This window comes from Nocardiopsis ganjiahuensis DSM 45031 (genome assembly GCF_000341085.1).
Taxonomy (GTDB): Bacteria; Actinomycetota; Actinomycetes; order Streptosporangiales; family Streptosporangiaceae; genus Nocardiopsis; species Nocardiopsis ganjiahuensis.
Genome location: NZ_ANBA01000006.1, coordinates 132,677 through 156,791 on the forward strand (window position 1 = coordinate 132,677; position 24,115 = coordinate 156,791).

The following is a 24,115-nucleotide window of genomic DNA, read 5'->3' on the forward strand; positions in this document are numbered from 1 at the left end:
TCGCGTGTGCGGTCGGTGCGTCGCGTTCCGGGAGCGCGGTGCCCGGAACAGGGGTTTCAGGCGGCTTCTCCGACACCGGGCACGGCCGGTCGGGTACTTGTCGAGGGCCCGGTTCAGGCCGGGCTCGGCGAAGGGGAAGCACTACGCGTGGAGAAGGGCGGTCGCGGCGGTGGCGATCCGTTCCGGGCACAGCGGAGGTGTTTCGGGGAGAGGCCGTCGGGGAGGCGAGCGGACTCGGTGAACGTCCGTCGGGATCCGCCGGGGCCTGTGGAGAGCCGTCTCCGGGAGGAGAGGGCTCATCCCCACCGTGTGCACGGGGAAGGGCCGGTCGCACGGAGCGAGCGGGGGCGCTGGTGGCCTGCCCGCCCTATGGACACGGACAGAGCGCGGCAGCGACGCGGCAGAAGTCCACCGCACGTCGCTTCGTCAGATACGCGCTCGTCAAGGAAGTCACGTTCTAGACGCTACAGGCCGGGGCGCACTCTTGTCACGGGTGGCCTGGATCACAAGACGGCCCACGGGGCGGTTGTCCAGGATGTGAGACGCGATACGGGGTCGTCGGAGGGCGCACCGGAGCCCTGTCAGAGCAGCGCTTCGCCGAGCGCGACGATCACGTCCGCCTTGCGGGGCTGTCCGCCGGCCCGGCGCACGATCCGGCCGTCGGCGGCGAGCACGAACACCGTGGGGGTTCCGACGATCTCCAGCTCGCGCACCAGGTCGAGCCGGGACTCCGCGTCGATCTCCACGTGCGCCACGCCCTCGACCATGCCCGCCACGTCCTCCAGGACGCGGCGGGTGGCACGGCAGGGCTGGCAGAAGGCGCTGGAGAACTGCACGAGCGTGGCTCTCGCGCCCAGCTCGGCGCCGAGGGCCTCGGCGCCGAGCGTCTCCGCCTCCGGGGTCATCAGGCGGCCTCGGAACCCATCAGGGGAACGTCGTCGCCGGTACCGGTGATCTTGAGGCCGCTGGAGGTGGCCTCCATGTCGGTGGCGGTCAGCCCGAAGGGCAGCTCCGGCACCTGGGCGCTGAAGGTGAGCATGCTCGAGACCACACCGTCGACGTTGATGGGGGCGTTGCCCACCTCGATGTCGACCGGGGTCACGGTGAGGGTGTCGCCGTCGACGGTGAACTCTCCGCCACTGGAGACCGAGGTGCTCAGACCCAGCTCCGGAAGGGCCAGCTCGCCGCTGATGCGGGGCTCACCGTTCTCGGTGCTGATGGTCATGCCCTCGGGCAGGTACGGGTTGAAGTAGGTGTAGGGGACCACGAAGGATCCGTCCACCTGGCCCGCGGTCACCGTGGGCTGGTTCATGAGGTCGCTCAGCGGGGCCTCGACCTCGGAGGCGGTGGCCTCGATCTTCTCGACGGTCACCCCGCCCATGGTCGCGCTGTCCGCCTGGATGTTGATCTCGGTGTAGGTACCGCTGATCACCTGGGGGAGGAAGGCCCAGCCCTCGATGGCCACGTCCGGCTCCTCGGACATCTCCATCTGCTGGGAGAGCCGCTCGGCCAGGGTGCTCTGCGCGAACGAACGCGCCCCGATATCCGCCACCACCACGAGCGCGGCGACAAGGATCAGGAAGACGACAAGAAATTTACGCATCGGGCTCCCAGCACACTTTCTATCGCTCCGGCGCGGCTCTCGGCTGGGTCATCCGGCCGGTCTCGGTCACACGCCATCGGCACCCGACGGGTACCGGTCATGACAAACCTGTAGGGAAGGGTACTTCACCCTGCATGAGACGCCGGGCGCCCGGAGTTGGTTGCGCCCACGGGACGATCTCACGGGCGGAGGAGGTCCCCCCGAGCCGTGCCGGAGGGTCCCGTCAACACTGGAAGGGCCTGTTCAGCGGGGCATCAGCATGGCTGCGAGGCCGTCGTTGGCGGATGCTCCGGAGAGGGAGAGCTCGATCACGTTGGTGGCCACCACGTGCCCGGCCAGGCGACGGGTGAACTCCATGACGTGCGGCTGCTGCTCGTGCTCCTCCTGCGCGAGCTCGTCGCGGTAGATCGCGTAGACGATGCGCTGGAGGGGCGCGCTGGGCACGGTGTGCGCGGCGAACAGCAGGGTGTCCGGCTCCCGCTTGGAGACCTCGGCGACGACGGCGTTGGAGAGCTGGTCGAACCCGCCGCCCTGACCGTCGGCGAGGGTGTAGATCGTGATGACGCCGCGCAGCTTGCTGGGCGGCGCGGCCGGAGCGTCCCCGTAGAGGTCGTCATAGGTGTCGGCGTTGCGGCGCTTGCGGCGCACGGGCTCCTCCTGGGGGTCCTCGTCGAGTTCGTCGTAGTCGTCGTAGTCGTCGTCGTAGTAGTCGTCCTCGTCGTAGGGGTCGCGACGGGGCCTCGCGGCCAGCGCCCCGGCGCCCCAGAGGGAGGAGATCGCGCCGAGCATCAGCAGCGGGCCGAAGGCGCCCAGCCCCGCGCGTCCGACCACCACGGAGAGGATCGTGGCGAGGACGAGCAGGCCCAGTACTGCCAGGTCGGTCGTTCCGGGGCCCCGGGTGCCGCGGCGCGCGACGGCGACGATCGCGAGGACGAGGAGGACGGCGGCCAGACCCTGCGCGCCGTTCACCAGCACGCGGGGGATCAGGTCGTAGTGTTCGCCCATCGGGGGGAAGGCGTCCGCGAAGCGGCCGCTGATCCGGTCGACGCTCAGTACCACCAGGGGAACGATGGTCAGGGCGGTGACGAACAGGCGCGAGGTGAAGCGGCCGTTCGGCGAGCGGACGGCGTACTCGAAGGCTCCCCAGGCCATGAAGAGCGGGCCCAGGAGACTGACACCGATGTGCAGCAGCCGGAAGGTGGGCTCTCCGAAGTCGAAGAGCACCCCGAACACCGCGGCGCTGAGTCCGACCGCCATACCCAGGGCGGCGACCAGCCAAGCGATCGCGGCGACACCGGGACGGCGTTGGGCATAAGCGGTCAGCGCGGCGGTGGCGCTCCAGCCCACCAACGCGCTTATGAATGTCAGTCCTACCGTGACCATCTCGACAATGATGCTGCACGCCAACGGGTGGATGTGCACCCCGTGCACTTTTGGCCGGACAGTCTCCGGGAAGATCTCGCAGAGTGGAGGCCAAAACCGCGTTCAACACTGTGATCTTCATCACCAGGTTTGACCCTCTTCCGCAGCCGCCACACGCGACCCGCGGGTGGTCATAAGCTCGCAGTACGCGGGGAGCGCCACCCCGGACATCCGGAGGGCCGCCTCCCCCAGCCAAGCCAGGAGAGAACCGTGTCACACGACGCCGTTTCCCCGAACCCGCCCGGCCCCGGAGCCGCGTTCTTCGACGTGGACAACACGCTGATGCGGGGTGCGTCGATCTACCACTTCGCCCGCGGCCTGGCCTCCCGCGACCTGTTCACCACCCGGGACCTGATGCGGTTCGCGTGGGGGCAGACCGTGTTCCGGGTGACCGGGAGCGAGCAGCCCGAGCACATCAACGCCGCACGCGAGGCAGCCCTGGCCTTCGTCGCCGGGCACGACGTCGGCGACCTGGTCTCCCTGTGCGAGGAGATCTACGACGACACCATGGCCGACCGCATCTGGGAGGGCACCCGCGCGCTCGTACAGGAGCACCTGGACAAGGGCCGGCCGGTGTGGCTGGTCACCGCGACCCCGGTGGAGCTGGCGCAGATCATCCGCCGCCGCCTGGGACTGACGGGCGCGCTGGGCACCGAGGCGGAGAGCATCGACGGGGTGTACACGGGGCGGCTCAACGGCGACCTGCTGCACGGGCCCGCCAAGGCCGTGGCGGTGCGCGCGCTGGCCCGGAAGGAGGGGTGGGACCTGTCGGCCTGCTCGGCCTACAGCGACTCCTCCAACGACCTTCCGCTGCTCTCCCTGGTCGGTGATCCGCACGCGGTCAACCCGGACGGGGACCTGCGCCGGTACGCGCGCACCCACGAGTGGCCGGTGCACGACTTCCGCAGGCACCGGGCCGCGCTCAAGGTGGCCCTGCCCGCCGCCGTGGCGGGTGCCGTCGCCGGAGCGGTGGCCGTACGCGCGGTCAGGCACCGCAGAGCCCTCACGCCGCGCTGAGGCCCGCGCCGCCCGCCCCCGTTCAGGGCTGGAGGCGCCCCGGAGGCGTCCACGCGCGCCGGTAGAACACGGGCCGGGCCAGCATGCCCTCGGCCCGCAGCGCGCCGCGCACCCTCCGGAAGAAGCTCGGCCTGCTGAACTGGGCCAGCAGGAACCGGACCGGGCCGCCGGGGATGCGCACATGGTTGACCAACGCGTAGGGCGCCCCGTCCAGCGGCTGGAGCAGCGTCGAGTTGTCCACTCCGATCTCGCTCACGTACCAGCTGGTCAAGCCCTCCCACACCGCGACGGCCCGCTCCGGGTCGGGCGCGGTGAAGTGGTTGAGCAGGAACGTGGCCGAGGGCGCGTCGCCGGTCTCCCCGATCCGACGCGTGTTCCGGGCGGTCATCACGAGCTCGCCGTCGAGCCGCCCGTAGGCGTCGGAGGCCAGTACGTCCGCCACGTCCTCGGGTGAGGCCGTGGTGACGAGCAGGACGACGTCGAAGCGCGGCCCGCCCGGCAGGGGCGGCATGAACACCGCTTCGTAGACCGTGGTGGCGACGACGGCGGGGAGCCGCTCCAGTTCGTCCGCGAGCGCCCGGAACTCCGCCAGGGCGTCGTCCCTCTCGCGGCTGCTCCGGACGAGGGGTGCCCGCCCCGGCGGGGCGACGCTCGCGCCGACGTACACGTAGCCGTACGGGTGGGGTTCGAGGAAGTCGGTGCGGTGCTGTTCCGGGCGGTTCCTGGGCATCGGACGCTCCTCACTCGGCGGGGCGCGAGGCGGCCCCGGCTCGGTTCGTGGGACCGACCCTAGCCCGAACACTTTGGATTAAGAAACAGTTTGGATATCCGAATAATAAGATCGGAGACATGACAGATGACAGGGACTCCGGGGCCCCCGACGGCATGAACCGCGCACTCGTGGCCGAGCTGGGAGTGATACCCCAGCTGGAGGTCTACTTCCGCAGGATCCGGGCGGACATGCCCGCCGACGTCGCCGCGGTCTTCGCCGAGCACGGGCTGACCGCACGGCACGGCGGAGTGCTCGCGCAGCTGGCGGTGGTCGCGTCGGTCGGGGTGTCCGAACTGGCCAGGCGGATGGCGGTGTCACTGCCGACCGCGAGCGAACTCGCGGGGGACCTCAGGCGCGCCGGCCTCGTGGTGGCCGAGGAGGACCCGGACAACCGGCGGCGCACACTGCTGAGCCTGGCCGACGAGCACCGGCCCTCGGTGGAGTCGCTGGTGGCGGCACGGGCCGCACCGCTCCAGCGCGCGATGGAGCGCCTGCCGGAGCGGGACAGGGAGGGGTTCGCCGCCGGGCTGCGGGCCTGGGCGGACGAGATGCGTGACTGGTGAGGGGGGGACGCTCCCGGGCCGCGTGTCCGGCGTCCGGGGAGGGTGCTCAGGCCCTAGCGCCCGAGGGTCGCGCGGGCCAGGGCGAGGACGTGCACCGGGCGCAGTCCGGCCCTTCGGGGGGAGCCGCCGCGGCTGTGCGCGTAGGACTCGAAGGCCTCGACGGAGCTGTAGGAGGGCGTCCAGTCCAGGGCCCGGCTCAGCGGCGCGGGGTCCAGCCTGGAGGCGGTCAGGCCGGCGCTCACCGAGCGGGCGGCGCTGGAGCTGGCGTAGTCGATCCGGCCGTGCTTGGCCACTCCGCGCAGCACCTTGAGGCCGCGCGCGGGGACCGGGAGGCGCTGGCCGCCGATGCGGCGCAGGCAGTGGGAGAGGGGGACGGCGTCCGCCGCGGAGACGTCGAAGAAGCCGGTTCGGTCGCTGAGCGCCATGCGCACCAGCGCCTCGGCCCCGTCGTCCTCGTGCAGGAACTGCACGCGCGGGTCGCGGCCCATGACGGTGGGCACGACACGGGAGTCCATGTATCGGGTGAGCGGGGTGTCCACGGACGGACCGATGAGGTTCGCGAACCGCAGGACGGCCACGGACAGGTCCGGGCGGCGGCGCTGGAGGCCGCGGGTGTGCCGCTCGACCTCGGCCGCGTCGTCGGCGTCCAGGGTGGCGCTGGAGCGCACCACGAGCCGCTGGACGGTGGAGGAGCGCTGGGCGGCGCCCAGGACCCTCATGGTGCCCAGGAGGTTGTCCTCCCGGTTGGGGCCCGTCGATGTGTCCAGGCCCAGGTGCAGGACCAGTTCGGCGCCGGACTCGGCGACGATGCGGTCCAGGCTGCCGTCGTGCAGGTCGACGTGCTGGTACTCGATCCCCGTTGCCCCGCTGGGTGGAGGCGAGGAGTCCGCGCCGATCACCCGGCGTAGACCGGGCTCCTTGCTCAGGGTCTGGGCGACCCCGGCGGCGAGGGGGCTGGAGACCCCGGTGACGAGTACGACACGAGCCATGGCGACACGTTCCTTGGAAGGAGACGGTGGTGGTCCGGAAGGCCCGCGGACCGTCCACCCGCAAGGGGTGAACCGGCGACCGCGACCCGTGAAACACAACAGTGGTTCACCCAGAAAATTCCATTGCGTGGCAAACGCCGGGCAAGGAAAGTGAAGTTTCTCCGCGTCCGGGGCGTGCCTGGGCCCGCCCGCGCCCGCGGAGAGACGACGTACGCCGCGAACGCTCCTACTTCTTGTTGCGACGCGCGACACGCGTGCGCTTGAGCAGCTTGCGGTGCTTCTTCTTCGCCATCCGCTTACGGCGCTTCTTGATGACGGAACCCATGGGATCACCTTCTCGCTGACGAGTGAGTACGGACATGCCGAACCACTGGTGACGAACACCTGCTGGCTCGGATGCGGTTACTGGGCTCGCCCGGGCACACGCGCGCGGGGCGCGGGTGGCCGGTGCGACCGGGGCGGGCCCCGGGGAGGACGACGCTCACAAGACGCACGTCTACCGCACCCGTGGCCCCAGCTTACCGCTACGGGCAACCCGGGCGGATCATGCCCCGGGAACTACCGGACCGTCGCCGTACAGTACGGCGGCCGGTTCGGCGTAACTGACACTGGCCAACCGCTGGTCGGCGAAGGTCAGTGACGTGACACTGGCGAGGTTACATTCCCGCAGGTCGGGTCGGTGCCACAGGCGCTTCTTCTCCGCGGCCCGACGGGCCATCCAGATCGGCAGCTGGTGGCTGACGCACACGGCCTCACGGCCCCACGCGGCCCGCCGGACGGCCTTGATGACCTCGACCATCCGGTCGACGATCACCTGGTAGGGCTCGCCCCAGGAAGGCAGGAAGGGGTTGTAGAGCCGGCTCACCACCCGGATGTCGCGCGCCGACTTCGCGGACAGCGACATCCCCTCGAACATGTTGGTCGCCTCGATGAGCCGGTCGTCCAGGGTCACCGGGAGGTCGAACGCCTTCTGGAGCGGCTTCGAGGTCTCCTGGGTGCGGTCCAGCGGCGAGGAGTACAGGGCCGCGATGTCGTGGCCCTCGAACCAGTCGGCGGCCATCTCCGCCATGCGGTGGCCCCGGTCGCTCAGGTGGTAGTCGGGGAGCCGACCGTAGAGGACCTTCTCGGGGTTGTACACCTCACCGTGCCGAAGCAGGTGGACGACGGTGGTCGTGGTCATCGTGGCAGTCTTTCTGTCCGGGTTTCGGGCATCGTCAGCCCTGGGCCTGGGCTGCGGCCTGGGCGGCCTTGGGCAGGGCAGCGACCACCCTGTCGATGGCGGCCTCGTCGTGCGCCGAGGAGAAGAACCACGCCTCGAAGGCGGCGGGTGGCAGGTAGACGCCCTGTTCGAGCATGGCGTGGAAGAACGCGGCGAACACCTTGGTGTCCGTGGTGCGGGCGCTGTCGAAGTCGGTGATCTCCTGGTCGGTGAAGAACACCGTGAACAGGTTGCCCCCGCTCTGGACCCGGTGGGTCACGCCCTCGGCGCCGAGCGCCTTGGAGATCTCGGCCTCGACCTGGGCGGAGACCCGGTCGATGTGCGCGTAGACCTCGGAGGTGGCGCCGCGCAGGGTGGCCAGGCCGGCCGCCGTCGCCAGCGGGTTGCCGGACAGGGTGCCCGCCTGGTAGACGGGGCCGTTCGGGGCGAGGCGGTCCATGATCTCGGCCCGGCCTCCGAAGGCCGCGGCGGGCAGGCCGCCGCCCATGACCTTGCCGAAGGTCGTGAGGTCGGGGGCCACGCCCTCCAGGCCGAACCAGCCGGAGGAGCTGACCCGGAAGCCGGTGAGGACCTCGTCGAGGATCAGCAGGGCCCCGTTGGCGTGCGCGATCTCCTTGAGGCGGGCGTTGAACCCGGCCTGGGGCGGGACGACGCCCATGTTGGCGGGGCAGGCCTCGGCGATGACGCAGGCGATCTCGTCGCCGTGCTCGGCGAAGGCGCGCTCGACGGCCTCGACGTCGTTGTAGGGCAGCACCAGGGTGTCCGCGGCACTGGCACCGGTGACGCCCGGGGAGTCCGGGAGGGCGAACGTGGCCAGCCCGGACCCCGCGGCGGCCAGGAGCGCGTCGACGTGGCCGTGGTAGTTGCCGGCGAACTTGACGATCTTGCTGCGGCCGGTGAACCCGCGGGCGAGGCGGATCGCGGACATCGTGGCCTCGGTCCCGGAGTTGACCAGGCGGACCTTCTCCACGGAGGTGCGCTCGACGATCAGCTCGGCGAGCTCGACCTCGCCGGGGGTCGGGGCGCCGTAGGAGGTCCCGGCCGCGACCTGGCTGTGGAGGGCCTCCACCACAGCGGGGTTCGCGTGGCCCAGGACGAGCGGCCCCCAGGAGCAGACGAGGTCGACGTACTGTCGGCCGTCGGAGTCCGTGAGGTAGGGGCCTTCGCCCTTGACGAAGAACGGCGGGGTGCCGCCGACGGCACCGAACGCGCGCACGGGCGAGTTCACACCGCCGGGAACAACGGCGGCCGCCCGCTGGAAAAGCTCTGCTGAAGTCTGTTGAGTACCCACCTCACCAGTGTGTCAGCTGTCCCCTCCCCCGTGACCGTGACCCGCCCCGCAACGCGGCGGGCCCTCCCGGAACCCGTCGGATGCGCCCCGGACACCACGTGTGCCCCGCCGCGGGGTTGCGACGGGGCACGTGTGCTGCGAAGAGACGGGGGCTACACCCTGCTGTGGGTGCTCTCGTGGATCCGCTCGTGCTCGGGGCCGGGGGCGGGCGGCTGGGCGCGGAGCAGGGGCCGGAGGCTGTCGTTCTCGGCGAGCCGGTCGACGACGGCGGTCATCGGGCGGGCCGCCAGGAGCGAGACGAGGGTTGCGGCGGCGGCTCCGACGAGGAGGCCGACGGTGACGTCGTGCGGGTAGTGGGCGCCGACGAAGACCCGGGAGAAGGCCTCCAGGACCGCGAAGAGGACCGCGACGACGGCGAAGCGGCGCCAGGCGATGATCACGGCGGCGGCCGCGGCTCCGGCGATGGCGGCGTGGTTGCTCGGGAAGGACCAGTCACCGATCGGGTCACACGTGGCGATGGTGTTCAGGTCGGTCATGGCCTGGCAGGGGCGCAGTTGTTCGAAGAACGACTTGACGGTCCGGCTGACCGCGTAGGCGATGACGGTGGCGACCGGTGCGAAGAGGGCCAGGCCGACCAGGCGGGAGCTGACGGATCGTGCTCGCCACCAGGCCATGAGGAAGAGGATCGCGAAGACACCGAGGAACAGGTCGGTGCCGAGTTCGGCGGCGGTCTGCACCCAGGGGTCGAGTCCGTCGGCGAACTCGATCACGGACCGCGACCAGGCGGCGCTGATGGCGAAGATCTCGGAGACCATCTCTCTCCAGGGGTCGTACGGGGAGAAGAGTCGCGAAGGCAGCAGGGGGAGAGCTGGGCGACGTCCCAGTGACGGGACTCCCACGTGTGGATGACGGGAAGGTCCTTATCCTGTCATCTGCCGGAGCCTGCTGAGGCCGTGAAAACCCGATCCCGACGAAAGAGACGGGGCCCTCGGCCGAAGGGACACGCACCCCGGGCGGGGACTCCCGCCATACCGGGAAGTAACTTTGGCCTGGTCCACCCGCTCTCCCACAGACCGGAGCTGTCATGGCCACGAACTTCACCACGGCGGACCTGATCGACGACCACGGCGACACCCTGCGCAGCTGCTCCACGCAGTTCCGGCAGTTCGGGCGGCACGAGGTGTTCTCCGGGCCGATCCGCACCGTTCGCTGCCACGAGGACAACGGTCTGGTCAAGCAGATCCTCAACTCCCCCGGCGAGGGAGCCGTCCTGGTCGTCGACGGCAACGGGTCCCTGCGCAGCGCCCTGATGGGCGACATGATCGCCGAGGCGGCCGTGCGCAACGGCTGGGCCGGGGTGGTCGTCAACGGAGCGGTCCGCGACACCGTCGCCCTCGGGCAGCTGGAGCTCGGCGTGAAGGCGCTCGGTTCCAACCCCCGCAAGTCCCTCAAGGACGCCGCCGGACGCCAGGACGTCCCGGTCACCTTCGGCGACGTCACGTTCGTCCCGGGCGAGTGGCTCTACAGCGACCACGACGGCATCGTCGTCAACAAAGAGAAGATCTAAGACGAATCGGACATGAACGGCGGGGTCCGCACGATCGGCCCGCCGTTCATGTGTCCGATGCCATCAGACCTCCCGGGCGGCGCTCCGGTTCAGCGCCAGCGCCAGCACACCCGCGGTGAGCACCGCGGTGGTCGCGACCGCGGGGAGGAGGTCGGTGAGCGGCATGCCCGCGGCCGGGAGCACCAGCCCCTGGAGCAGGGCGCCGGGCGACCATCCGGCGAGGAACGGCAGGCTCCCGACCCCCGCGAACACCACCAGCACCAGGACGGCGAGGCCGACCGCGGCGAGGGTGTTGCGGACCAGAGCCGACGACAACGCCACCACGGCGACCGCGAAGGCCATGTACACCCCACCCAGGAGGGCACCGGCCAGAACCGCGGCCAGCGGTGGCGCGCCGAAGAGCAGCGCGGTGGTCCCCCAGGCCACGAGCGCCCCCACCAGGTGCGCGAAGACGGCTGCGAGCGCGGGCAGGGCGACCCGGGGCAGGATCAGCCGCGCCGTCCCCCGCACCCTGGACCGGTAGAAGACGGAGCGCCCGGGGCTCGCGTCCAGAGTCAGGGCCGTGGCCGCCACCAGCACCACGAGCAGCACCCCCAGGGGTGCGACCAGTTCGACGTGGGAGCCCAGGGCTTCGGCGGCGGTCATCTCCGGCAGCCCCAGGTCCGTCCCGGCCAGTTCGCCCTGGGGGTCGGCCAACCGGACCAGGTCCTCCACGAAGTGGACGAGCAGGGGCCCGACCGCACCGAAGGCGGCGAAGGCCAGGACCAGCAGGAGCAGGGTGTGCGTACGCAGGAGGCGGGTGGCTTCGAGCCGGTAGAGGGTGGCGTTCATCGGTCCGTCCTGTTCGTGAGGGAGAGGAAGGCCGACTCCAGGTCCGCCTCGAAGCCGTTCATCGACACGAGCGGTGTGCGGCTCCCGGCGAGCAGGCGGGGCAGGCCGAGTTCACCGGACTCGGCGTCGACGGCCTCCACGTAGACGCAGTCCTCCTCCACCGGGGCCACCCGGGTGACCCAGTCCTGCTCCCGCAGGGCCTGCGCCAACCGCTCCGCCGAACCGCGCACCCGGACGTGCCAGGCGTTGGGCCGCCCCTGGTCGGCGATGGCGGCCGTCGGGCCCTGGTAGACCAACCGGCCCCGGACCAGGACGGCGACGTCGTCACAGACGCGCTGCACGTCTCCGAGCAGGTGGCTGGCGAGGATGATCGTGCACTCGCCGCGCAGCGAGGTGATGAGGTCGAGGACGTCCACGCGCCCCTGGGGGTCCAGGCCGGAGGCGGGTTCGTCGAGGATGAGCACGTCCGGTCGGCACACCAGGGCGGCGGCCAGGCCGAGGCGCTGGCGCATGCCCCTGGAGAACCTGCCGTTGCGCCGGTCGGCGGATTCGGGGATCCCCACCCGTTCGAGGGCGTCGGCCACGTCCCGGCCGGTCACCGGGACCCCGGCGACCTCCGCGCTCAGGCGCACCACCTCGGCGGCGGTCAGCCAGGGTTCGAAGTCGGGGACGTCGGGGCAGAGCAGGGTGCGCCCCGCCGCCAGGTCCACGCTTCCTCTCCCGGCCTCGCGCATACCCGCGATGACGGACAACAGGGTGGTCTTTCCCGCACCGTTCGGTCCGACCAGCCCGAAAACACGGCCGCGGGGAACGGCGAGGTCGATATCGAATACCCCCGCGCCGTCACCGTAGGAACGGGTGAGTCCGTCGGTGGTGATCACGTTGTCGGGAACCCCTGGAGTTCCGGGTACCGACGTTTCCTCTGTTCTCATTCGCTGCTCCTGGTCCGGTGCATCCATTCCTGTTTTCCGATGAAGGGGAATACGCATCCGAGAAGGATCACGGGCATCATCAGCACGCCCATGAGCACCGCCCACAGGGTCCCCGGAACCAGGAACCCGACCAGCCCGGTGGCGACGCCGACCAGCGCGAGACCGACGCCCACCGGCCGGCGCGCCCGGTCCCACCAGCGGGCAGCGACGGTGTCGTGGCCGTCCCCGGACCGCAGGAGCGACACCAGCAGGCCGACGCCAGCCATGAACCCGGCCACGAGCAGGACCACCAGGTGTTCGGTGGACAGCGGTAGGGCCCGGCCGGCCTCCGAACGGAGCATCACCACGTGGGTGGCCAGCAGGAACGCGCCCATCAGGACCAGGAACAGGTCCATCGACCGGCGCGCTCCCCGGCCCGGCCAGGGCACGGGAAGCCGGAGCGCCCTCTGGAAACGCACACCGGCGCGCGGTCCGACGAGCATGACTGCGACGAGTAGCAGGGTGACCCCCGGCATGGCCGTGACGAACAGCCAGCGCGGAGTCAGCGCGGGCTCACCGTCGAGCCCGACCCTGCCGTTGGGGACCATCTCCGGCAGCTCCGCCCAGAGCGCCCCGGCCACCCCCAGCGCGGCCAGGGCCATGAGCGACGCGAGGGCGGCCCCGACCCATGGGACGGGGACGCCCCCGCCCCCGGCGGCCGTTTTCGGCGAAGCGTTCACCATCGTTCTCCCACCTACCGAATTCCCGGTTGTCTCCGCGGTGCTTTTCTCTTTCGAAAAGACGCTACGGAGATTCACCGGAAGCCGCATCCGTCCCGTGGCACGCTCCGGTCATGTGCTTCCCAGTGTGTTTGGCATGCCGGAGGTCATGGTCGGAACATGACCCCGACCATGACCCGGGCCCGCCTTTTCCGGGGATCCGCTCCGGTTACTCTCGGAGAATGCGGAAGAACGATTCCCTGTCCGACCCCTCCTCCTGGGTCACACTCCGCGAGGACCGCCCGCCGCGGGTCCTGAACCTGCTGTTCTGGACGGCGGTGGTGACCACCGGGATGACGTACGGCATCGCGCTGGCCACCCAGGTGGAGGAGTTCCCGTCCGCCGACCCGACGCTGAACGCCGTCATCGTGGCGAGTGTCGCGTGCATGGCCCTGTCCTGCGCCCTTTGGCCGCTCCTGGCCTGGTCCCCCTCCGCGGGGTGGGCGCGCAAGGCCGTCAGCGTCCTCTTCCTCGTCGTCTCCGTGTTCGCCCTGGCCACCAACAACTACACCGTCCTCATCCTGGTGTGTCTGGCCACCATGAACTCCATCTCGGTGTTCGGGATCGCCGGGGCGTTCGGCTACGCGGCGCTCCTGGGCGGAGCGAACCTCGCGCTCGTCCTGCTCGCGCCCGGAGATCCGCTGCTCATCGGCCTGGTGACGACCGGAAGCGCCCTGATCCTCGTCCTGGTCTCGGGACTGGTGTACGTCTCCCTGGTGGTGGCCTCCCAGCGCGCGGAACGCACCCTTGAGCTCCTCGCGGAGCTGGAGGAGGCCCACGCCGAGCTGCGCCGGCACGCGGACCGGGTGCGCGAACTGACCGTCGCCGAGGAGCGGGCGCGCATGTCGCGGGAGATGCACGACAGCACCGGGCACTACCTGACCGCGCTCACCATGGCCCTCTCGAACGCCCTGCGCTTCCGCGCCGCCCGCCCCGAGTCCGCCTGGGACGAGGTCGAGCAGGCCCGCGAGCTGGCCCGGGAGGCGCTCACCGACACCCGCCGGTGGGTACGCGCCCTGCGCCCGCTCCAGTTGGAGGGGCGTGCGGGCCCGGCGGCCATGCGGGCGATGGCGGAGTCCTTCGACGGCGGCGGGGCGCACATCGTCTTCACCGGCTCCGGGATCTGGCCGGAGCTGTCCCAGGAGGCCGAGCTGGTCTGTTACCGGGCGCTCCAGGAAGGGCTGACCAACGCGATGCGCCACTCCGGCGGCGACCGGGTGGAGGTGGCCGTGGCGGCCTCGCCGGAGGGGGTTTCGGTGACGGTGACCGACAACGGGAGCGGCGCCGAGGAGGACGCGGCCCGGAACGGGTTCGGTCTGCGCGGGCTGCGTGAGCGGGTGGCCTCGGTGGACGGATCCGTCAGCGCGGAGAGCCCGCCCGGGGGCGGGTTCCGGCTGGGGGTGTCGGTTCCCGCCGCTGTCCCGGCCGGGCGGGCCGCTACGGTGGCGGCTGGAGGTGCCGTGTGACGCCGGTTTCGGTACTGATCGTGGACGACCAGGTCCTGTTGCGGCAGGGGTTGCGGAAGCTGCTGGAGATCGAGGAGGGCATCGAGGTCGTCGGGGACGCCGCGGACGGGGTCGAGGCCCTGGAGTTCCTGGCATCCGCCCCGCCCCCGGACGTGGCACTGGTGGACGCCCGGATGCCGCGCATGGACGGGATCGAGCTCATCACCCGGATGCGCGCCGAGCACCCCGGGGTGCCGGCCGTCGTCCTCACCACCTTCGACGACGACGAGCTCGTCTTCGGCGGCCTGCGCGCGGGCGCCCGGGGATACCTGCTCAAGGATGTCCCGCCCGACGAACTGGTGCTGGCCATCCGCCAGGCCGCGCGGGGGGAGACCGTCCTGGGCGGCCCGGCCGCCGACCGCCTCGTCGCCGCCCTGGGCGGGATCGGCTCCCCGGCCCCGGCCGCGCCCTCCGAGGCGCCGCCGCTGTCCGAGCGGGAGTGGGAGGTGGCCCGTCTGGTGGGCACGGGCGCCACCAACAGGGAGATCGCCCGCACGCTGTTCATCACCGAGGGCACGGCCAAGAACCACGTCACCAGCATCCTGCGCAAGCTGGACCTGCGCGACCGCACCCGTCTGGCCCTGTGGGTCAGCGAGCGGGGGGTCTGAGCGTTCCGGTACCCCGGGGTCAGGCGCCCGGAACCGCGAACTCCTCGCTGGCGTCGTTGAGGATGTCCAGCACCGCGATCGGGTCGGGGAGGACCACCGCGCCCTCGACGTCGCGCGGGGTGCGGATCCAGGTGACGCGCCCGCCGGAGGGCAGGGCGGAGGGCGCCCCGAGGACGAAGCTGTCACGGCAGTGCCAGCGCAGGCCGGGCATCTCCTCGACGGCCTCGGGGACGCAGTCCAGGTGGCAGGACCACCACTCGTCCTCGTCCATCGGGGAGCGGGTGGCGACGAAGAACAGGTAGCGCGCGTCCAGGGCGGCGACCGGGCCCGCCGGTACGCCCGCGCGGCCCATCCGGGCCAGGGCCATCACACCGGCCTCGCGGGGCACGTCGAGGACGTCGAAGACCCGGCCGGTGGGGAGCACGATGTTGGCCTGCGGGCTCGCCGTCCACCAGCGCCGGATCGCGTCGGTGTCGGTACTGGCCTCCACACCCCAGGCCGCGGTGACCGGATGCGCCGCCGGATCGGGACAGCCCATGCGGTCGCACGTACACGCGCGGTCCTCGCCCGGGCCCGTGCCCCGGACCACCGGCCAGCCCAGTCCGGCGTAGCGCAGCGCCGACTCCATCATGCTGTCCGTAGCGTGGCGTCGTTTCCGTCGGTACAGCACGTCGGCCATCTGGATCTCCCCGGTCGTCATCGGTGCGGGCGCGGCCGACTGGAAACTGGGCCGGCGCCCGGCGGCCGCGACCGGGGCGTGGGCCTGGTCGCGTTACCGGAGCAGGCGGGCGGCCTCGGTGGCCCAGTACGTGAGGATCTGCTCGGCCCCCGCGCGCCGGTAGGAGGTCAGGGTCTCCAGGATCGCCCGCTCCCGGTCGAGCCAGCCCTTCTCGGCCGCTGCCTCGATCATCGCGTACTCGCCGCTCACCTGATAGGCCGACACGGGCACCGGGGAGGACTCCGCGACCTTGGCGACCACGTCGAGGTAGGCCAGGCCCGGTTTGACCATGACCATGTCGGCGCCCTCTGCGACGTCCAGGGCCACCTCGCGCAGGGACTCGCGGACGTTGGCCGGGTCCTGCTGGTAGCCGGAGCGGTCACCGAACTGGGGAGCGCCCTCGGCGGCCTCCCGGAAGGGGCCGTAGAACACGGACGCGTACTTGGCCGCGTAGGCGAGGATCGGCACGTGCGGGAAACCGGCCCGGTCCAGCCCGGCGCGGATCGCACCGACCTGGCCGTCCATCATGCCGCTGGGCGCGACCACGGCGGCTCCGGCCTCGGCCTGGGCGACGGCGATGGACGCGTACCGCTCCAGGGTGAGGTCGTTGTTGACGTGCCCGTCCTCCTCCAGCGGACCGCAGTGGCCGTGGTCGGTGTACTCGCACAGGCACAGGTCGGCCATCACCACGATGTCGTCGCCGACCTCGGCGGCCAGGTCGCGCAGCGCCACCTGGACGACTCCGTCCGGGTCGTCGGCCTGCGAGCCCACGCTGTCCTTGTGCTCGGGGATGCCGAAGAGCATCAGCCCGCCGACCCCCGCGTCCACCGCCTCACGGGCAGCCTTGCGCAGGCTCTCCCGGGTGTGCTGCACCTGGCCGGGCATCGAGGAGATCGGCACCGGCGCGGTGAGCCCCTCCTTGACGAACATCGGCAGGATGAGGTTCTCCGGGAGCACCCGCGTCTCCGCGACCAGGCGGCGAAGCGCCGGTCCTCGGCGCAGACGGCGGGGCCGGGCGACGGGGAACTCGGCGTCGGAGCTGGCGGCGGTCATGGGATGCTCCCGGTTGGGCTGGGTGAGGGTTGCTGGTGGCGAGGGCTCGGCTCAGAGCTTGCGGCGGCGTCCGCGGCGCTTCTGGCTCGGCTTGAGGACGGGCTTGCCCGCCTCGATCGCCTCCTTGCGCTTGGCGGCACCGTACTCCGAAAGTGCCTCCGCGAGGGCGGAAACCGACGCTTTCGGTGCCACGACGTCGACGCGCAGGCCGAACTCGATCGCGGTCTTCTCGGTCTCCGGGCCGATCACGGCGATGGCGGTGGTGTTGTGCGGCTTGCCCGCGATCCCCACCAGGTTGCGCACCGTGGACGAGGACGTGAAGAGCACGGCGTCGAAGCCACCGCCCTTGATCGCCTCGCGGACCGGCTGGGGCGGCGGCGCGGCGCGCACGGTGCGGTAGGCCGTGACGTCGTCGATCTCCCAGCCGAGGTCGGTGAGACCGGCGGCGAGGGTCTCGGTGGCGATGTCGGCGCGCGGCAGCAGGACCCGCTCGATGGGGTCGATCTCGGCGTCGTAGGGCGGCCAGACCTCGACCAGGCCCTTGCTGGACTGGGCGTCCTCAGCGGGCTCCAGGTCGGGCTGGATGCCGAAGTCCCGGACCGCCTGCGCGGTGGCCTCGCCGACCACGGCGACCTTGACCCCGGCGAAGGCGCGGGCGTCCAGGCCGTACGACTCCAGGCGCTCGCGGATGGCGCGGACGGCGTTCACGGAGGTGAAGGCGACCCACTGGTAGCGGCCGGTCACCAGCCCGCGGACGGCGCGCTCCATCTGCTGCGGGGTGCGCGGCGGCTCCACCGAGATGGTGGGCACCTCCTCGGGCACCGCGCCGTAGCCGCGCAGCTGGTCGGAGAGGGCCGCGGCCTGCTCCTTGGTGCGGGGCACCAGGACGCGCCAGCCGAACAGCGGCCGGGTCTCGTACCAGGAGAGCTCGCGCTGGCGGGCCACCGGGGAGCCGACGATCATCAGGGCGGGCGCCGTGACGTGGTGGTTCTTGGCGTCGGTGGACTTGAGCTCGGCGACCAGGCGGGCCAGCGTCGAGGTGACGGTGGTCTGCCTGGTGGTGCCCCCGGCGCGCACGACCGAGACGGGGGTCGTGGCGGGGCGGCCGCCGGCGATGAGGCTCTTGCAGACCACGTCGAAGCCGGGCCCCTGGTGCTCGGGCGCCTCGCCCGCGGGGGCGTCGGCGCCCAGGATGACCAGCGGCGCGTCACTGGAGGCGGCCTCCTGCCAGTCGACCTCCTTGCCGCCGTGGGGGCGGGCGTGCAGGATGCGCAGTTCGGCCTGGTCCTCGGTGAGCAGCGAGATGCCGCCGAAGGTCGGGACGGAGGTGACCGAGGAGACGCCGGGGGCGACCTCGACCTCGACACCGGCCTCCTTGCAGGCGGCGACCAGCTCGGCGCCGCGGCAGCCGAAGAAGGGGTCGCCCGAGTACAGGCGCACGACCCGGAGGCCCTCGCGGGCGCGGGTGACGGCGAGGGCGTTGATGTCACCGCCGCACTCGGCGGCCTCGACCACCGAGACGTCCTCGGAGCAGTGGGAGAGCAGTTCGTCGCGGAAGCTCGAGAGCTCCTCGGCAGCGGGCTCGCGGAGGGTGATGACCACGTCGGCGCGGCGCAGCAGCTCGGCGCCGCGCAGGGTCAGCAGGTCGGCACCGCCCGGTCCGGAACCGACCAGGGCGACATGACCGGGGACGCGTGCGCGGTGACGCGGTTCCTCCGGCTGGGGGCTGGCGTTGGCGTTCACGTACTGGCTCCTCGTGTGTGGGTCGCCTGCGCCCCGGGGCGCGGACTCCGGGGCGGTGACGGTGCGGGGGCGACCCGCGCTGGTGTTCCCCCGTGCGGCTGAGGTGCTGCCCGGGTCGTTCCTCGGGTGTCTAGGGAGTGTCCCTTTCGGCGAAGGCCTCGGCGACGATGCGGTCGGCGCCCTCGGCGATCATCTGTCGGGCCAGGTCACGGCCGAGTCCGACAGCGGCGTCGAGGTTCTCGGGCGAGTCCAGGTCGATGGTCCGCTCGCGGCGGACGGCGGTGGCGCCGTTGGTGGCGACCACGGCGGCGCGCAGGCGCAGGCGGCCCTCGGAGTGCTCGGCGTAGGCGCCGACCGGCGCGGCGCACCCGGCTTCGAGTTCGGAGAGGACGGTGCGCTCGGCGACGACCTCGGCGCGGGTGGCCGGGTGGTCCACGGAGGACAGGTAGGCGAGGTCGGTGCCGGCGCGTTCGGTACGGCACTCCACGGCCAGGGCGCCCTGGCCGGGGGCGGGCAGCATCTGCTCGGGCTCGAACACGTCGGTGACGTCGTCGCGGCGGCCCACGCGGCCCAGACCTGCGTAGGCCAGGACCACGGCGTCGAGTTCGCCGGAGGCGACCTTGCCCAGGCGGGTCTCGGCGTTGCCGCGGATGGGCACGTAGACCAGGTCGGGGCGGAGCGCGGACAGCTGGGCGACGCGGCGCGGGGAGCCCGTGCCGATCTTCGCCCCGGCGGGCAGGTCGGCGAACTTGAGGCCGTCCCGGGCGCACAGGGCGTCGCGGGGGTCGTCGCGCTCGGGGATGGCCGCCAGGACCAGGCCCTCGGAGGGCGCGGTGGGCAGGTCCTTGAGCGAGTGCACGGCGAAGTCGATGGTGCCCGCCACCAGCTCGTCACGCAGGGCGTTGACGAACACGCCGGTTCCGCCGAGCTGGGTCAGGTGGGCCTTGGTGACGTCGCCGAAGCTCGTGATGAGCTCCAGTTCGATCGGCTGGCCGGTCCGCTCGGTGATCGTGTCGGCGACCCCCTGGGACTGGGTGGTGGCCATCGTGCTGCGGCGGGTGCCGAGCTTGGCGGGTGTGGCGGTCATGCCTTCTCCTGTGCGGGCCGCGCGGCCGTGGTCGGACGCCCGGGGTCGGCCACCGGTTCGGGGGCCTTCGGGGTCTGTGGAGTCTGGAGGTCGAGATCGAACAGCTGGCGCAGGGCGGCCTCGTAGGACTCCCCGTCGGGGGCCGCGGCCAGCTCCTTCACGCGCACGGTCGGTCTGTGCAGGAGCTTGTCGGCGACGCGGCGCATGGCGCGGCCGATCTCCTCGCGGGTGCGCTCGTCGAGGTCGTCGGGGAGGCGGCCGTGGAGGCGGGAGAGCTCGGACTCCACGACGTCGCGGGCCTGGGCGCGCAGGGCGACGACGGTGGGCGCGACCTCGTTGGCGCGGCGGATCGCGCGGAACTCGTTGACCTCCTCGTCGACGATCCCGCGTACGAGGGGCAGGGCGCTGGAGCGGCCGGCGCCGTGGTCGGTCCCGGCGGCGACGGCCTGGCGCAGGTCCTCGATGTCGACCAGGCGGACCCCGGGCAGTTCGCGCACGGCGGGGTCGATGTCGCGGGGCAGCGCGAGGTCGAGGAAGACGAGGGGGCGCACGCGGCCCTCGGTGGCGGCCGCCACGGCCTCGGCGGTGAGCACGAGGCCCTGTGCGCCGGTGCAGGAGATGACGAGGTCGACGTCGGCGAGTGCCTCGGCCGCCTCGGCGAAGGGGACGGAGCCGGCCCGCACGGTGTCGTAGGCCTCGTTGAGGCACTCGGCCAGCCGAGCGGCGCGCTCCTGGGTCCGGTTGGCGACGACGACCGTCCCGGCGCCCTGGCGGGCCACGGTGTTGGCGGACAGCGCGCTCATCGAACCGGCGCCGAGGACCAGCACGCGGGTGCCGGTGAGCGGGCCGGAGGGGAGCTCGGCGCTGAGGACGCGGGGACGCTCCGCGGCGGGGTCGCCGGCAGCGGGCGCGGCCGGGCGGGAGGCGGTGTCCTGACCGGCCACCGTGTCCTGGCCGGACATGGGGCACCCGGCGGGCGGGGTGACGTCAGCGGCGGGCAGGAACGGGTCCGGGGTCACCGCGAGGTCGCGGGCGGCCACGGTGAGGCCGAAGCTGACCATGTCGGCCCCGGCGTGGTCGAGGTGGGTCTCGGTGTGGGCGCGCTTGCCCACGCGCAGGGCGCGCTGGCCGAGGTCGTTGAGGACCCGTCCGACCGAACCCGTCTCCTGTCCCTCCTTGAGGGAGTTGCGCACCTGGCCGAGGATCTGGCCCTCGCCGACGACCATGGAGTCGAGGCCGCAGGTGACGGAGAACAGGTGCTGGACGGCGCTGTCCTCGTAGTGCACGTAGAGGTGCTCGGACAGCTCGCCGAGGGTCACACCGGTGTGCCAGGCGAGGAGTTCGGTGATGGCCGCGACGCCGCTGTGGTAGCCCGCCACGTCGGCGTAGACCTCGGTGCGGTTGCAGGTGGAGACCACCATGACCTCGTTGACCGCGTCGGAGCCCACCATCTCACCGACCGCCTTGGCGCGCGTCTCCCCGTTCAACGCGACACGTTCGAGTAGCGCCACCGGCGAACTCCGATGGCTCAACCCCACGGCCAGGACACTCATCCGCACTCCTATGCAGGCATTATGTCTCTCCATGTTCGGGGGCGGTCGAGGAACCCCGCCGCCTACCCCCCGAAACGCGGCGTACGCTCGCTCTCCGCCACCGCGGTACGGGCCTTGGGACCCCTGTCCCAGGACCCGTTGCTGCTCATGTCACTTCCAGCCCCGACCGGTGCGCGTGGCCGTCGCCGTCGGCCCTGCGCTGCGCGTGGAAGGCCAGGATCTGGAGTTCGATGGACAAGTCGACCTTACGCACATCGACTCCGTCCGGCACATTGAGCACGACCGGGGCGAAGTTGAGGATGCTGGTCACCCCGGCCTCCACGAAGCGGCTGGCGACGCCCTGCGCCGATCCGCCCGGCGTGGCGATCACGCCGATCGACACACCCTTGGAACGCACAACCTCTTCCAGGCTGTCAATATGCCTCACGTTCAGCGACGCTACGGTCCGTCCGACCACCTCGGGGTCGGCGTCGAGCAGGGCCGCGATCCGGAACCCGCGGGTGCCGAACCCCCCGTAGTTGGCCAGTGCGCGTCCCAGGTTTCCGATGCCGACGATGGCCACGGACCAGTCCTGGGTGAGACCAAGCTCACGCGAGATCTGGTAGATGAGGTACTCGACCTCGTAACCCACGCCTCTCGTCCCGTAGGAACCCAGGTGGGAGAGGTCCTTGCGGAGCTTCGCCGAGTTCACACCGGCGGCGCCGGCCAGTCCCTCGGAGGAGACGGTGGCGGTGCCACGGTCCTGCAGGGTCTGGAGGGCGCGGAGGTAGACCGGAAGTCGGGCGACGGTGGCCTCCGGGATTCCCCTCTCCCGGGGCCGAGGTGGACGACTGGTCACAGGGTGGCGCTCCTGGGGGACGGTCGGTTCGGGCGGGGTGCGGAGCACGCGCGGATCCGGCGCCAACCGCCACGACCGCGCACCTCCCCCGCCCTGCTGATTGTGGGAACCCCAGATTACGTGCTTGTGAAAGCACGCACAAAGTGGGGTCCCGTGTGACGCGCCGCGAGCAGGTTCACACAAATGGGGCTTCCGCGGGCCGAACCGAAACGAGAGATCACATCATCCGCATTCCGGGCGGACGGAAAAGGCGCCGGCGCCCATTCGCGGACACACGGCACCGTTTCCCCCGCCCCGCCGCCCCTGAGCGGCCGCGCAGCGGATTTTCCCGAACCCGGGACGGCGCCGCGGAGACCGCCGCGGAAGGCCTGCCCCTCGCGGGGCACCGAGAGGGATTCAGGCGGAGCCCGGGAGGAGGGCCGGGGAGAGCACCGGAAGGGGTCCGAGGCAGGTCAGGGGGACAGCGCCGAACGCAGACGCCCCTCGGAGACCCGCCAGAAGTCGTGGCGGCGGCCGTCGACGAAGGTCACCGGAACCTTGTCCCAGTACTCCTCGCGGTCGGCCTCCGACACCTCGGCCAGGTCCTGTTCGGCGCGGTCCACCCCGAGGTCGTCCGTCACGCGCTCGATGACCGACCACGCGTCCTCGCACAGATGGCACCCGGACTTTCCGAGCATGACCACGCGCGCCTTCCCCGGCCACTCCGGGATTTCTGACATGTTTCGCTCCGATTCCGCCATGTTTTCGAACCCCTCATCCGCCCGCGAAGGGAGGTAGGACCTCGATCACAGTCCCGTCCGCGACCGCCACCTCGCCATGGACCCGCTTGCCCACCGGGCGCTCGTCCACCAGGAGGGAGGAAGCCCGCAGTACGCGCAGGAAACGGTCGTCGGGGTGCAGCTGACACGCTGCTTCCAGGGCTGCCGCGAGGGTCTCGGCTTCGACGGTCTCCTCGGCTGTGCCGGCCGCTTCCTTTGCGGAAGCCCAGTACCGGATAGTGCACTTCGCCATCTATTGATTATCCTTGGTGTTGCTCGGAGGCGACGTATTAAACAAATCTTCACCGGGGGCAATGGCGCCTTCGATCGCCCGACACCAGCGGGCCGACGAGAAGAGACGCATGAGCCATCTGCTGCTACTCACGAACTCGAACGAACCGTCCGACCATGTTCTTCCCGCACTCGGACTCCTCCTGCACTCGGTGCGGGTGGCGCCCGCGGAGGCCGGAGCACTGCTGGCCTCCGGGGCCGGCGGGAACTCCAGCGCCCCGGTCGACGCCATTCTGGTCGACGCGCGGACGGACCTGGCCGCGGCCCGTAACTTCTGCCGACTGCTCGACACCACCGGGCTGGACTGCCCGCTGGTGGTCGTCCTGACCGAGGGCGGCGTCGCGGCGCTGACCCCGGACTGGCAGGTCGACGACTTCATCCTCGCCACCGCGGGCCCCGCCGAGGTCGAGGCCCGCCTCCGCCTCGCCGTCGGTTCCGCCGACGCCGGGTCGGACGACCCGGACGAGATCCGCCGCGGCGACCTCGTGATCGACGAGGCCACCTACATCGCCCGCCTGCGCGGACGCATCCTCGACCTCACCTTCAAGGAGTTCGAGCTGCTCAAGTTCCTGGCGCAGCACCCCGGCCGGGTCTTCACCCGGGCCCAGCTGCTCCAGGAGGTCTGGGGGTACGACTACTTCGGCGGCACCCGGACGATCGACGTCCACGTCCGCCGCCTGCGCGCCAAGCTGGGCTCGGAGTACGAGTCCCTCATCGGCACCGTCCGCAACGTGGGTTACCGCTTCGTGCCGGACCCCGTGTCCAAGGCGGCTCCGGCGCCGAACACCCCGGCCGAGGCGGCCGACCAGCTGCCCGCCGCCCGTTCTGCGGAGGCCGGCGCCAAGTAGCACCGAGACCTCACCGGCCCGACCACCCCGGGGCGCCCGCGTTCACGCGAAGGCGCCCCGGAGTCCTTTTGCGCCCCCTTCGCGAGGCCGCTCCCGAAACCACGGTGCACGCACTCGTACTCAGCGGTCACACGCCCTAAGATCGGTGG

The 24,115-nt window shown here is 71.6% G+C and carries 27 protein-coding genes; 6 read left to right on the top strand and 21 right to left on the bottom strand.

Features of this window, described 5'->3' with window-relative positions; genetic code table 11:
* Window positions 1-367: 367 nt before the first annotated feature.
* The 4 genes from D458_RS38145 to D458_RS0105915 form a co-directional block, all read right to left on the bottom strand.
* Complete coding sequence (locus tag D458_RS38145) at window positions 368-454, bottom strand: putative leader peptide (protein WP_355267795.1); 87 nt, start codon at window positions 452-454, stop codon at window positions 368-370.
* Between the two features lie 127 nt (window positions 455-581).
* Entirely contained in the window at window positions 582-905 is a 324-nt protein-coding gene (locus D458_RS0105905; protein WP_017585800.1) for a TlpA family protein disulfide reductase, read from the bottom strand.
* Window positions 905-1,603 carry an LmeA family phospholipid-binding protein gene (locus D458_RS0105910; RefSeq protein WP_017585801.1) on the bottom strand — a complete coding sequence of 233 codons (699 nt, stop codon included), beginning with the start codon at window positions 1,601-1,603 and terminating at the stop codon, window positions 905-907. Before D458_RS0105910 ends, D458_RS0105905 begins: the two co-directional genes overlap by 1 nt.
* Before the next feature lie 243 nt (window positions 1,604-1,846).
* Window positions 1,847-2,986 carry a putative quinol monooxygenase gene (locus D458_RS0105915; protein WP_051049613.1) on the bottom strand — a complete coding sequence of 380 codons (1,140 nt, stop codon included), beginning with the start codon at window positions 2,984-2,986 and terminating at the stop codon, window positions 1,847-1,849.
* A gap of 249 nt (window positions 2,987-3,235) precedes the next feature.
* On the opposite strand from D458_RS0105915, the gene D458_RS0105920 reads away from it, so the two are divergent.
* Entirely contained in the window at window positions 3,236-4,042 is an 807-nt protein-coding gene (locus D458_RS0105920) for an HAD family hydrolase (RefSeq protein ID WP_017585803.1), read from the top strand.
* Window positions 4,043-4,064: 22 nt separating this feature from the next.
* Here the strand turns inward: D458_RS0105920 and D458_RS0105925 are convergent, their stop codons facing one another.
* Window positions 4,065-4,772: a hypothetical protein gene (locus D458_RS0105925; RefSeq protein ID WP_017585804.1), complete on the bottom strand. Its 708-nt coding sequence runs from the start codon at window positions 4,770-4,772 to the stop codon at window positions 4,065-4,067.
* Between the two features lie 119 nt (window positions 4,773-4,891).
* On the opposite strand from D458_RS0105925, the gene D458_RS0105930 reads away from it, so the two are divergent.
* Entirely contained in the window at window positions 4,892-5,377 is a 486-nt protein-coding gene (locus D458_RS0105930) for a MarR family winged helix-turn-helix transcriptional regulator (protein ID WP_026119041.1), read from the top strand.
* A gap of 53 nt (window positions 5,378-5,430) precedes the next feature.
* Here the strand turns inward: D458_RS0105930 and D458_RS0105935 are convergent, their stop codons facing one another.
* From D458_RS0105935 to D458_RS0105955, 5 genes are all read right to left on the bottom strand, one after another.
* A complete protein-coding gene (locus D458_RS0105935; protein ID WP_017585806.1) occupies window positions 5,431-6,366 on the bottom strand; it encodes an NAD-dependent epimerase/dehydratase family protein in 936 nt (311 codons plus the stop codon).
* 226 nt (window positions 6,367-6,592) lie between these two features.
* Window positions 6,593-6,691: a 30S ribosomal protein bS22 gene (locus tag D458_RS35300; protein WP_013155353.1), complete on the bottom strand. Its 99-nt coding sequence runs from the start codon at window positions 6,689-6,691 to the stop codon at window positions 6,593-6,595.
* A gap of 219 nt (window positions 6,692-6,910) precedes the next feature.
* Window positions 6,911-7,546 (bottom strand): histidine phosphatase family protein, encoded by a 636-nt coding sequence (locus D458_RS0105945; RefSeq protein ID WP_017585807.1) that lies wholly within the window; start codon window positions 7,544-7,546, stop codon window positions 6,911-6,913.
* A gap of 34 nt (window positions 7,547-7,580) precedes the next feature.
* Complete coding sequence (gene hemL, locus D458_RS0105950; protein ID WP_083936247.1) at window positions 7,581-8,876, bottom strand: glutamate-1-semialdehyde 2,1-aminomutase; 1,296 nt, start codon at window positions 8,874-8,876, stop codon at window positions 7,581-7,583.
* 152 nt (window positions 8,877-9,028) lie between these two features.
* Entirely contained in the window at window positions 9,029-9,691 is a 663-nt protein-coding gene (locus D458_RS0105955; protein ID WP_017585809.1) for a phosphatase PAP2 family protein, read from the bottom strand.
* 269 nt (window positions 9,692-9,960) lie between these two features.
* On the opposite strand from D458_RS0105955, the gene rraA reads away from it, so the two are divergent.
* A complete protein-coding gene (rraA, locus tag D458_RS0105960) occupies window positions 9,961-10,443 on the top strand; it encodes a ribonuclease E activity regulator RraA (RefSeq protein ID WP_017585810.1) in 483 nt (160 codons plus the stop codon).
* Between the two features lie 63 nt (window positions 10,444-10,506).
* Here the strand turns inward: rraA and D458_RS0105965 are convergent, their stop codons facing one another.
* From D458_RS0105965 to D458_RS0105975, 3 genes are read right to left on the bottom strand one after another with little or no spacing between them, the layout of a single operon-like run.
* Window positions 10,507-11,274, bottom strand: a complete 768-nt coding sequence (locus D458_RS0105965) for a hypothetical protein (RefSeq protein ID WP_017585811.1) — start codon at window positions 11,272-11,274, stop codon at window positions 10,507-10,509.
* On the bottom strand, window positions 11,271-12,206 hold the full coding sequence (locus D458_RS37850; RefSeq protein ID WP_051049603.1) for an ABC transporter ATP-binding protein: 936 nt from the start codon (window positions 12,204-12,206) through the stop codon (window positions 11,271-11,273). Before D458_RS37850 ends, D458_RS0105965 begins: the two co-directional genes overlap by 4 nt.
* Window positions 12,203-12,928: a hypothetical protein gene (locus D458_RS0105975; RefSeq protein WP_017585813.1), complete on the bottom strand. Its 726-nt coding sequence runs from the start codon at window positions 12,926-12,928 to the stop codon at window positions 12,203-12,205. Before D458_RS0105975 ends, D458_RS37850 begins: the two co-directional genes overlap by 4 nt.
* A gap of 218 nt (window positions 12,929-13,146) precedes the next feature.
* On the opposite strand from D458_RS0105975, the gene D458_RS0105980 reads away from it, so the two are divergent.
* Together D458_RS0105980 and D458_RS0105985 are read left to right on the top strand one after the other, a co-directional pair.
* Window positions 13,147-14,430, top strand: coding sequence for a sensor histidine kinase (locus D458_RS0105980; RefSeq protein WP_017585814.1), 1,284 nt, complete (start codon window positions 13,147-13,149; stop codon window positions 14,428-14,430).
* A complete protein-coding gene (locus tag D458_RS0105985) occupies window positions 14,427-15,077 on the top strand; it encodes a response regulator (RefSeq protein ID WP_017585815.1) in 651 nt (216 codons plus the stop codon). Before D458_RS0105980 ends, D458_RS0105985 begins: the two co-directional genes overlap by 4 nt.
* Before the next feature lie 19 nt (window positions 15,078-15,096).
* On the opposite strand, the gene D458_RS0105990 is transcribed toward D458_RS0105985, so the two are convergent.
* The 8 genes from D458_RS0105990 to D458_RS0106025 all read right to left on the bottom strand — a co-directional run bounded on the left by D458_RS0105990 (window position 15,097) and on the right by D458_RS0106025 (window position 23,080).
* Complete coding sequence (locus tag D458_RS0105990) at window positions 15,097-15,756, bottom strand: bifunctional DNA primase/polymerase (RefSeq protein WP_239647900.1); 660 nt, start codon at window positions 15,754-15,756, stop codon at window positions 15,097-15,099.
* A gap of 93 nt (window positions 15,757-15,849) precedes the next feature.
* A complete protein-coding gene (gene hemB, locus D458_RS0105995) occupies window positions 15,850-16,848 on the bottom strand; it encodes a porphobilinogen synthase (RefSeq protein WP_017585817.1) in 999 nt (332 codons plus the stop codon).
* A 51-nt stretch (window positions 16,849-16,899) separates the two neighbouring features.
* On the bottom strand, window positions 16,900-18,591 hold the full coding sequence (locus tag D458_RS0106000) for a bifunctional uroporphyrinogen-III C-methyltransferase/uroporphyrinogen-III synthase (RefSeq protein ID WP_017585818.1): 1,692 nt from the start codon (window positions 18,589-18,591) through the stop codon (window positions 16,900-16,902).
* A 130-nt stretch (window positions 18,592-18,721) separates the two neighbouring features.
* On the bottom strand, window positions 18,722-19,678 hold the full coding sequence (gene hemC / locus D458_RS0106005; RefSeq protein ID WP_017585819.1) for a hydroxymethylbilane synthase: 957 nt from the start codon (window positions 19,676-19,678) through the stop codon (window positions 18,722-18,724).
* Window positions 19,675-21,231 carry a glutamyl-tRNA reductase gene (locus D458_RS0106010; RefSeq protein ID WP_040702203.1) on the bottom strand — a complete coding sequence of 519 codons (1,557 nt, stop codon included), beginning with the start codon at window positions 21,229-21,231 and terminating at the stop codon, window positions 19,675-19,677. The genes hemC and D458_RS0106010 overlap by 4 nt, the downstream gene beginning before the upstream one ends.
* Window positions 21,232-21,376: 145 nt before the next feature.
* Window positions 21,377-22,069, bottom strand: a complete 693-nt coding sequence (locus D458_RS0106015; protein WP_017585821.1) for a redox-sensing transcriptional repressor Rex — start codon at window positions 22,067-22,069, stop codon at window positions 21,377-21,379.
* Between the two features lie 452 nt (window positions 22,070-22,521).
* The gene (locus tag D458_RS0106020; RefSeq protein ID WP_026119044.1) at window positions 22,522-22,788 is read right to left on the bottom strand and encodes a glutaredoxin family protein; all 267 of its coding nucleotides are present in this window, start codon (window positions 22,786-22,788) and stop codon (window positions 22,522-22,524) included.
* Window positions 22,789-22,822: 34 nt separating this feature from the next.
* Window positions 22,823-23,080, bottom strand: coding sequence for a MoaD/ThiS family protein (locus D458_RS0106025; protein ID WP_017585823.1), 258 nt, complete (start codon window positions 23,078-23,080; stop codon window positions 22,823-22,825).
* Between the two features lie 109 nt (window positions 23,081-23,189).
* Here D458_RS0106025 and D458_RS0106030 point away from each other — a divergent pair, with 109 nt between their 5' ends.
* Entirely contained in the window at window positions 23,190-23,966 is a 777-nt protein-coding gene (locus tag D458_RS0106030; RefSeq protein ID WP_017585824.1) for a winged helix-turn-helix transcriptional regulator, read from the top strand.
* Window positions 23,967-24,115 lie beyond the last annotated feature (149 nt).

What these genes read in the sequence shown, in the direction of transcription:
- D458_RS0105905 (WP_017585800.1), bottom strand. Translation starts at nt 905, where the DNA reads ATGACCCCGGAGGCGGAGACGCTCGGCGCCGAGGCCCTCGGCGCCGAG.
- D458_RS0105910 (WP_017585801.1), bottom strand. Translation starts at nt 1,603, where the DNA reads ATGCGTAAATTTCTTGTCGTCTTCCTGATCCTTGTCGCCGCGCTCGTG.
- D458_RS0105915 (WP_051049613.1), bottom strand. Translation starts at nt 2,986, where the DNA reads ATGGTCACGGTAGGACTGACATTCATAAGCGCGTTGGTGGGCTGGAGC.
- D458_RS0105925 (WP_017585804.1), bottom strand. Translation starts at nt 4,772, where the DNA reads ATGCCCAGGAACCGCCCGGAACAGCACCGCACCGACTTCCTCGAACCC.
- D458_RS0105930 (WP_026119041.1), top strand. Translation starts at nt 4,892, where the DNA reads ATGACAGATGACAGGGACTCCGGGGCCCCCGACGGCATGAACCGCGCA.
- D458_RS0105935 (WP_017585806.1), bottom strand. Translation starts at nt 6,366, where the DNA reads ATGGCTCGTGTCGTACTCGTCACCGGGGTCTCCAGCCCCCTCGCCGCC.
- D458_RS35300 (WP_013155353.1), bottom strand. Translation starts at nt 6,691, where the DNA reads ATGGGTTCCGTCATCAAGAAGCGCCGTAAGCGGATGGCGAAGAAGAAG.
- D458_RS0105945 (WP_017585807.1), bottom strand. Translation starts at nt 7,546, where the DNA reads ATGACCACGACCACCGTCGTCCACCTGCTTCGGCACGGTGAGGTGTAC.
- D458_RS0105955 (WP_017585809.1), bottom strand. Translation starts at nt 9,691, where the DNA reads ATGGTCTCCGAGATCTTCGCCATCAGCGCCGCCTGGTCGCGGTCCGTG.
- rraA (WP_017585810.1), top strand. Translation starts at nt 9,961, where the DNA reads ATGGCCACGAACTTCACCACGGCGGACCTGATCGACGACCACGGCGAC.
- D458_RS0105965 (WP_017585811.1), bottom strand. Translation starts at nt 11,274, where the DNA reads ATGAACGCCACCCTCTACCGGCTCGAAGCCACCCGCCTCCTGCGTACG.
- D458_RS37850 (WP_051049603.1), bottom strand. Translation starts at nt 12,206, where the DNA reads ATGAGAACAGAGGAAACGTCGGTACCCGGAACTCCAGGGGTTCCCGAC.
- D458_RS0105975 (WP_017585813.1), bottom strand. Translation starts at nt 12,928, where the DNA reads ATGGTGAACGCTTCGCCGAAAACGGCCGCCGGGGGCGGGGGCGTCCCC.
- D458_RS0105980 (WP_017585814.1), top strand. Translation starts at nt 13,147, where the DNA reads ATGCGGAAGAACGATTCCCTGTCCGACCCCTCCTCCTGGGTCACACTC.
- D458_RS0105990 (WP_239647900.1), bottom strand. Translation starts at nt 15,756, where the DNA reads ATGGCCGACGTGCTGTACCGACGGAAACGACGCCACGCTACGGACAGC.
- hemB (WP_017585817.1), bottom strand. Translation starts at nt 16,848, where the DNA reads ATGACCGCCGCCAGCTCCGACGCCGAGTTCCCCGTCGCCCGGCCCCGC.
- hemC (WP_017585819.1), bottom strand. Translation starts at nt 19,678, where the DNA reads ATGACCGCCACACCCGCCAAGCTCGGCACCCGCCGCAGCACGATGGCC.
- D458_RS0106010 (WP_040702203.1), bottom strand. Translation starts at nt 21,231, where the DNA reads ATGAGTGTCCTGGCCGTGGGGTTGAGCCATCGGAGTTCGCCGGTGGCG.
- D458_RS0106020 (WP_026119044.1), bottom strand. Translation starts at nt 22,788, where the DNA reads ATGTCAGAAATCCCGGAGTGGCCGGGGAAGGCGCGCGTGGTCATGCTC.
- D458_RS0106025 (WP_017585823.1), bottom strand. Translation starts at nt 23,080, where the DNA reads ATGGCGAAGTGCACTATCCGGTACTGGGCTTCCGCAAAGGAAGCGGCC.
- D458_RS0106030 (WP_017585824.1), top strand. Translation starts at nt 23,190, where the DNA reads ATGAGCCATCTGCTGCTACTCACGAACTCGAACGAACCGTCCGACCAT.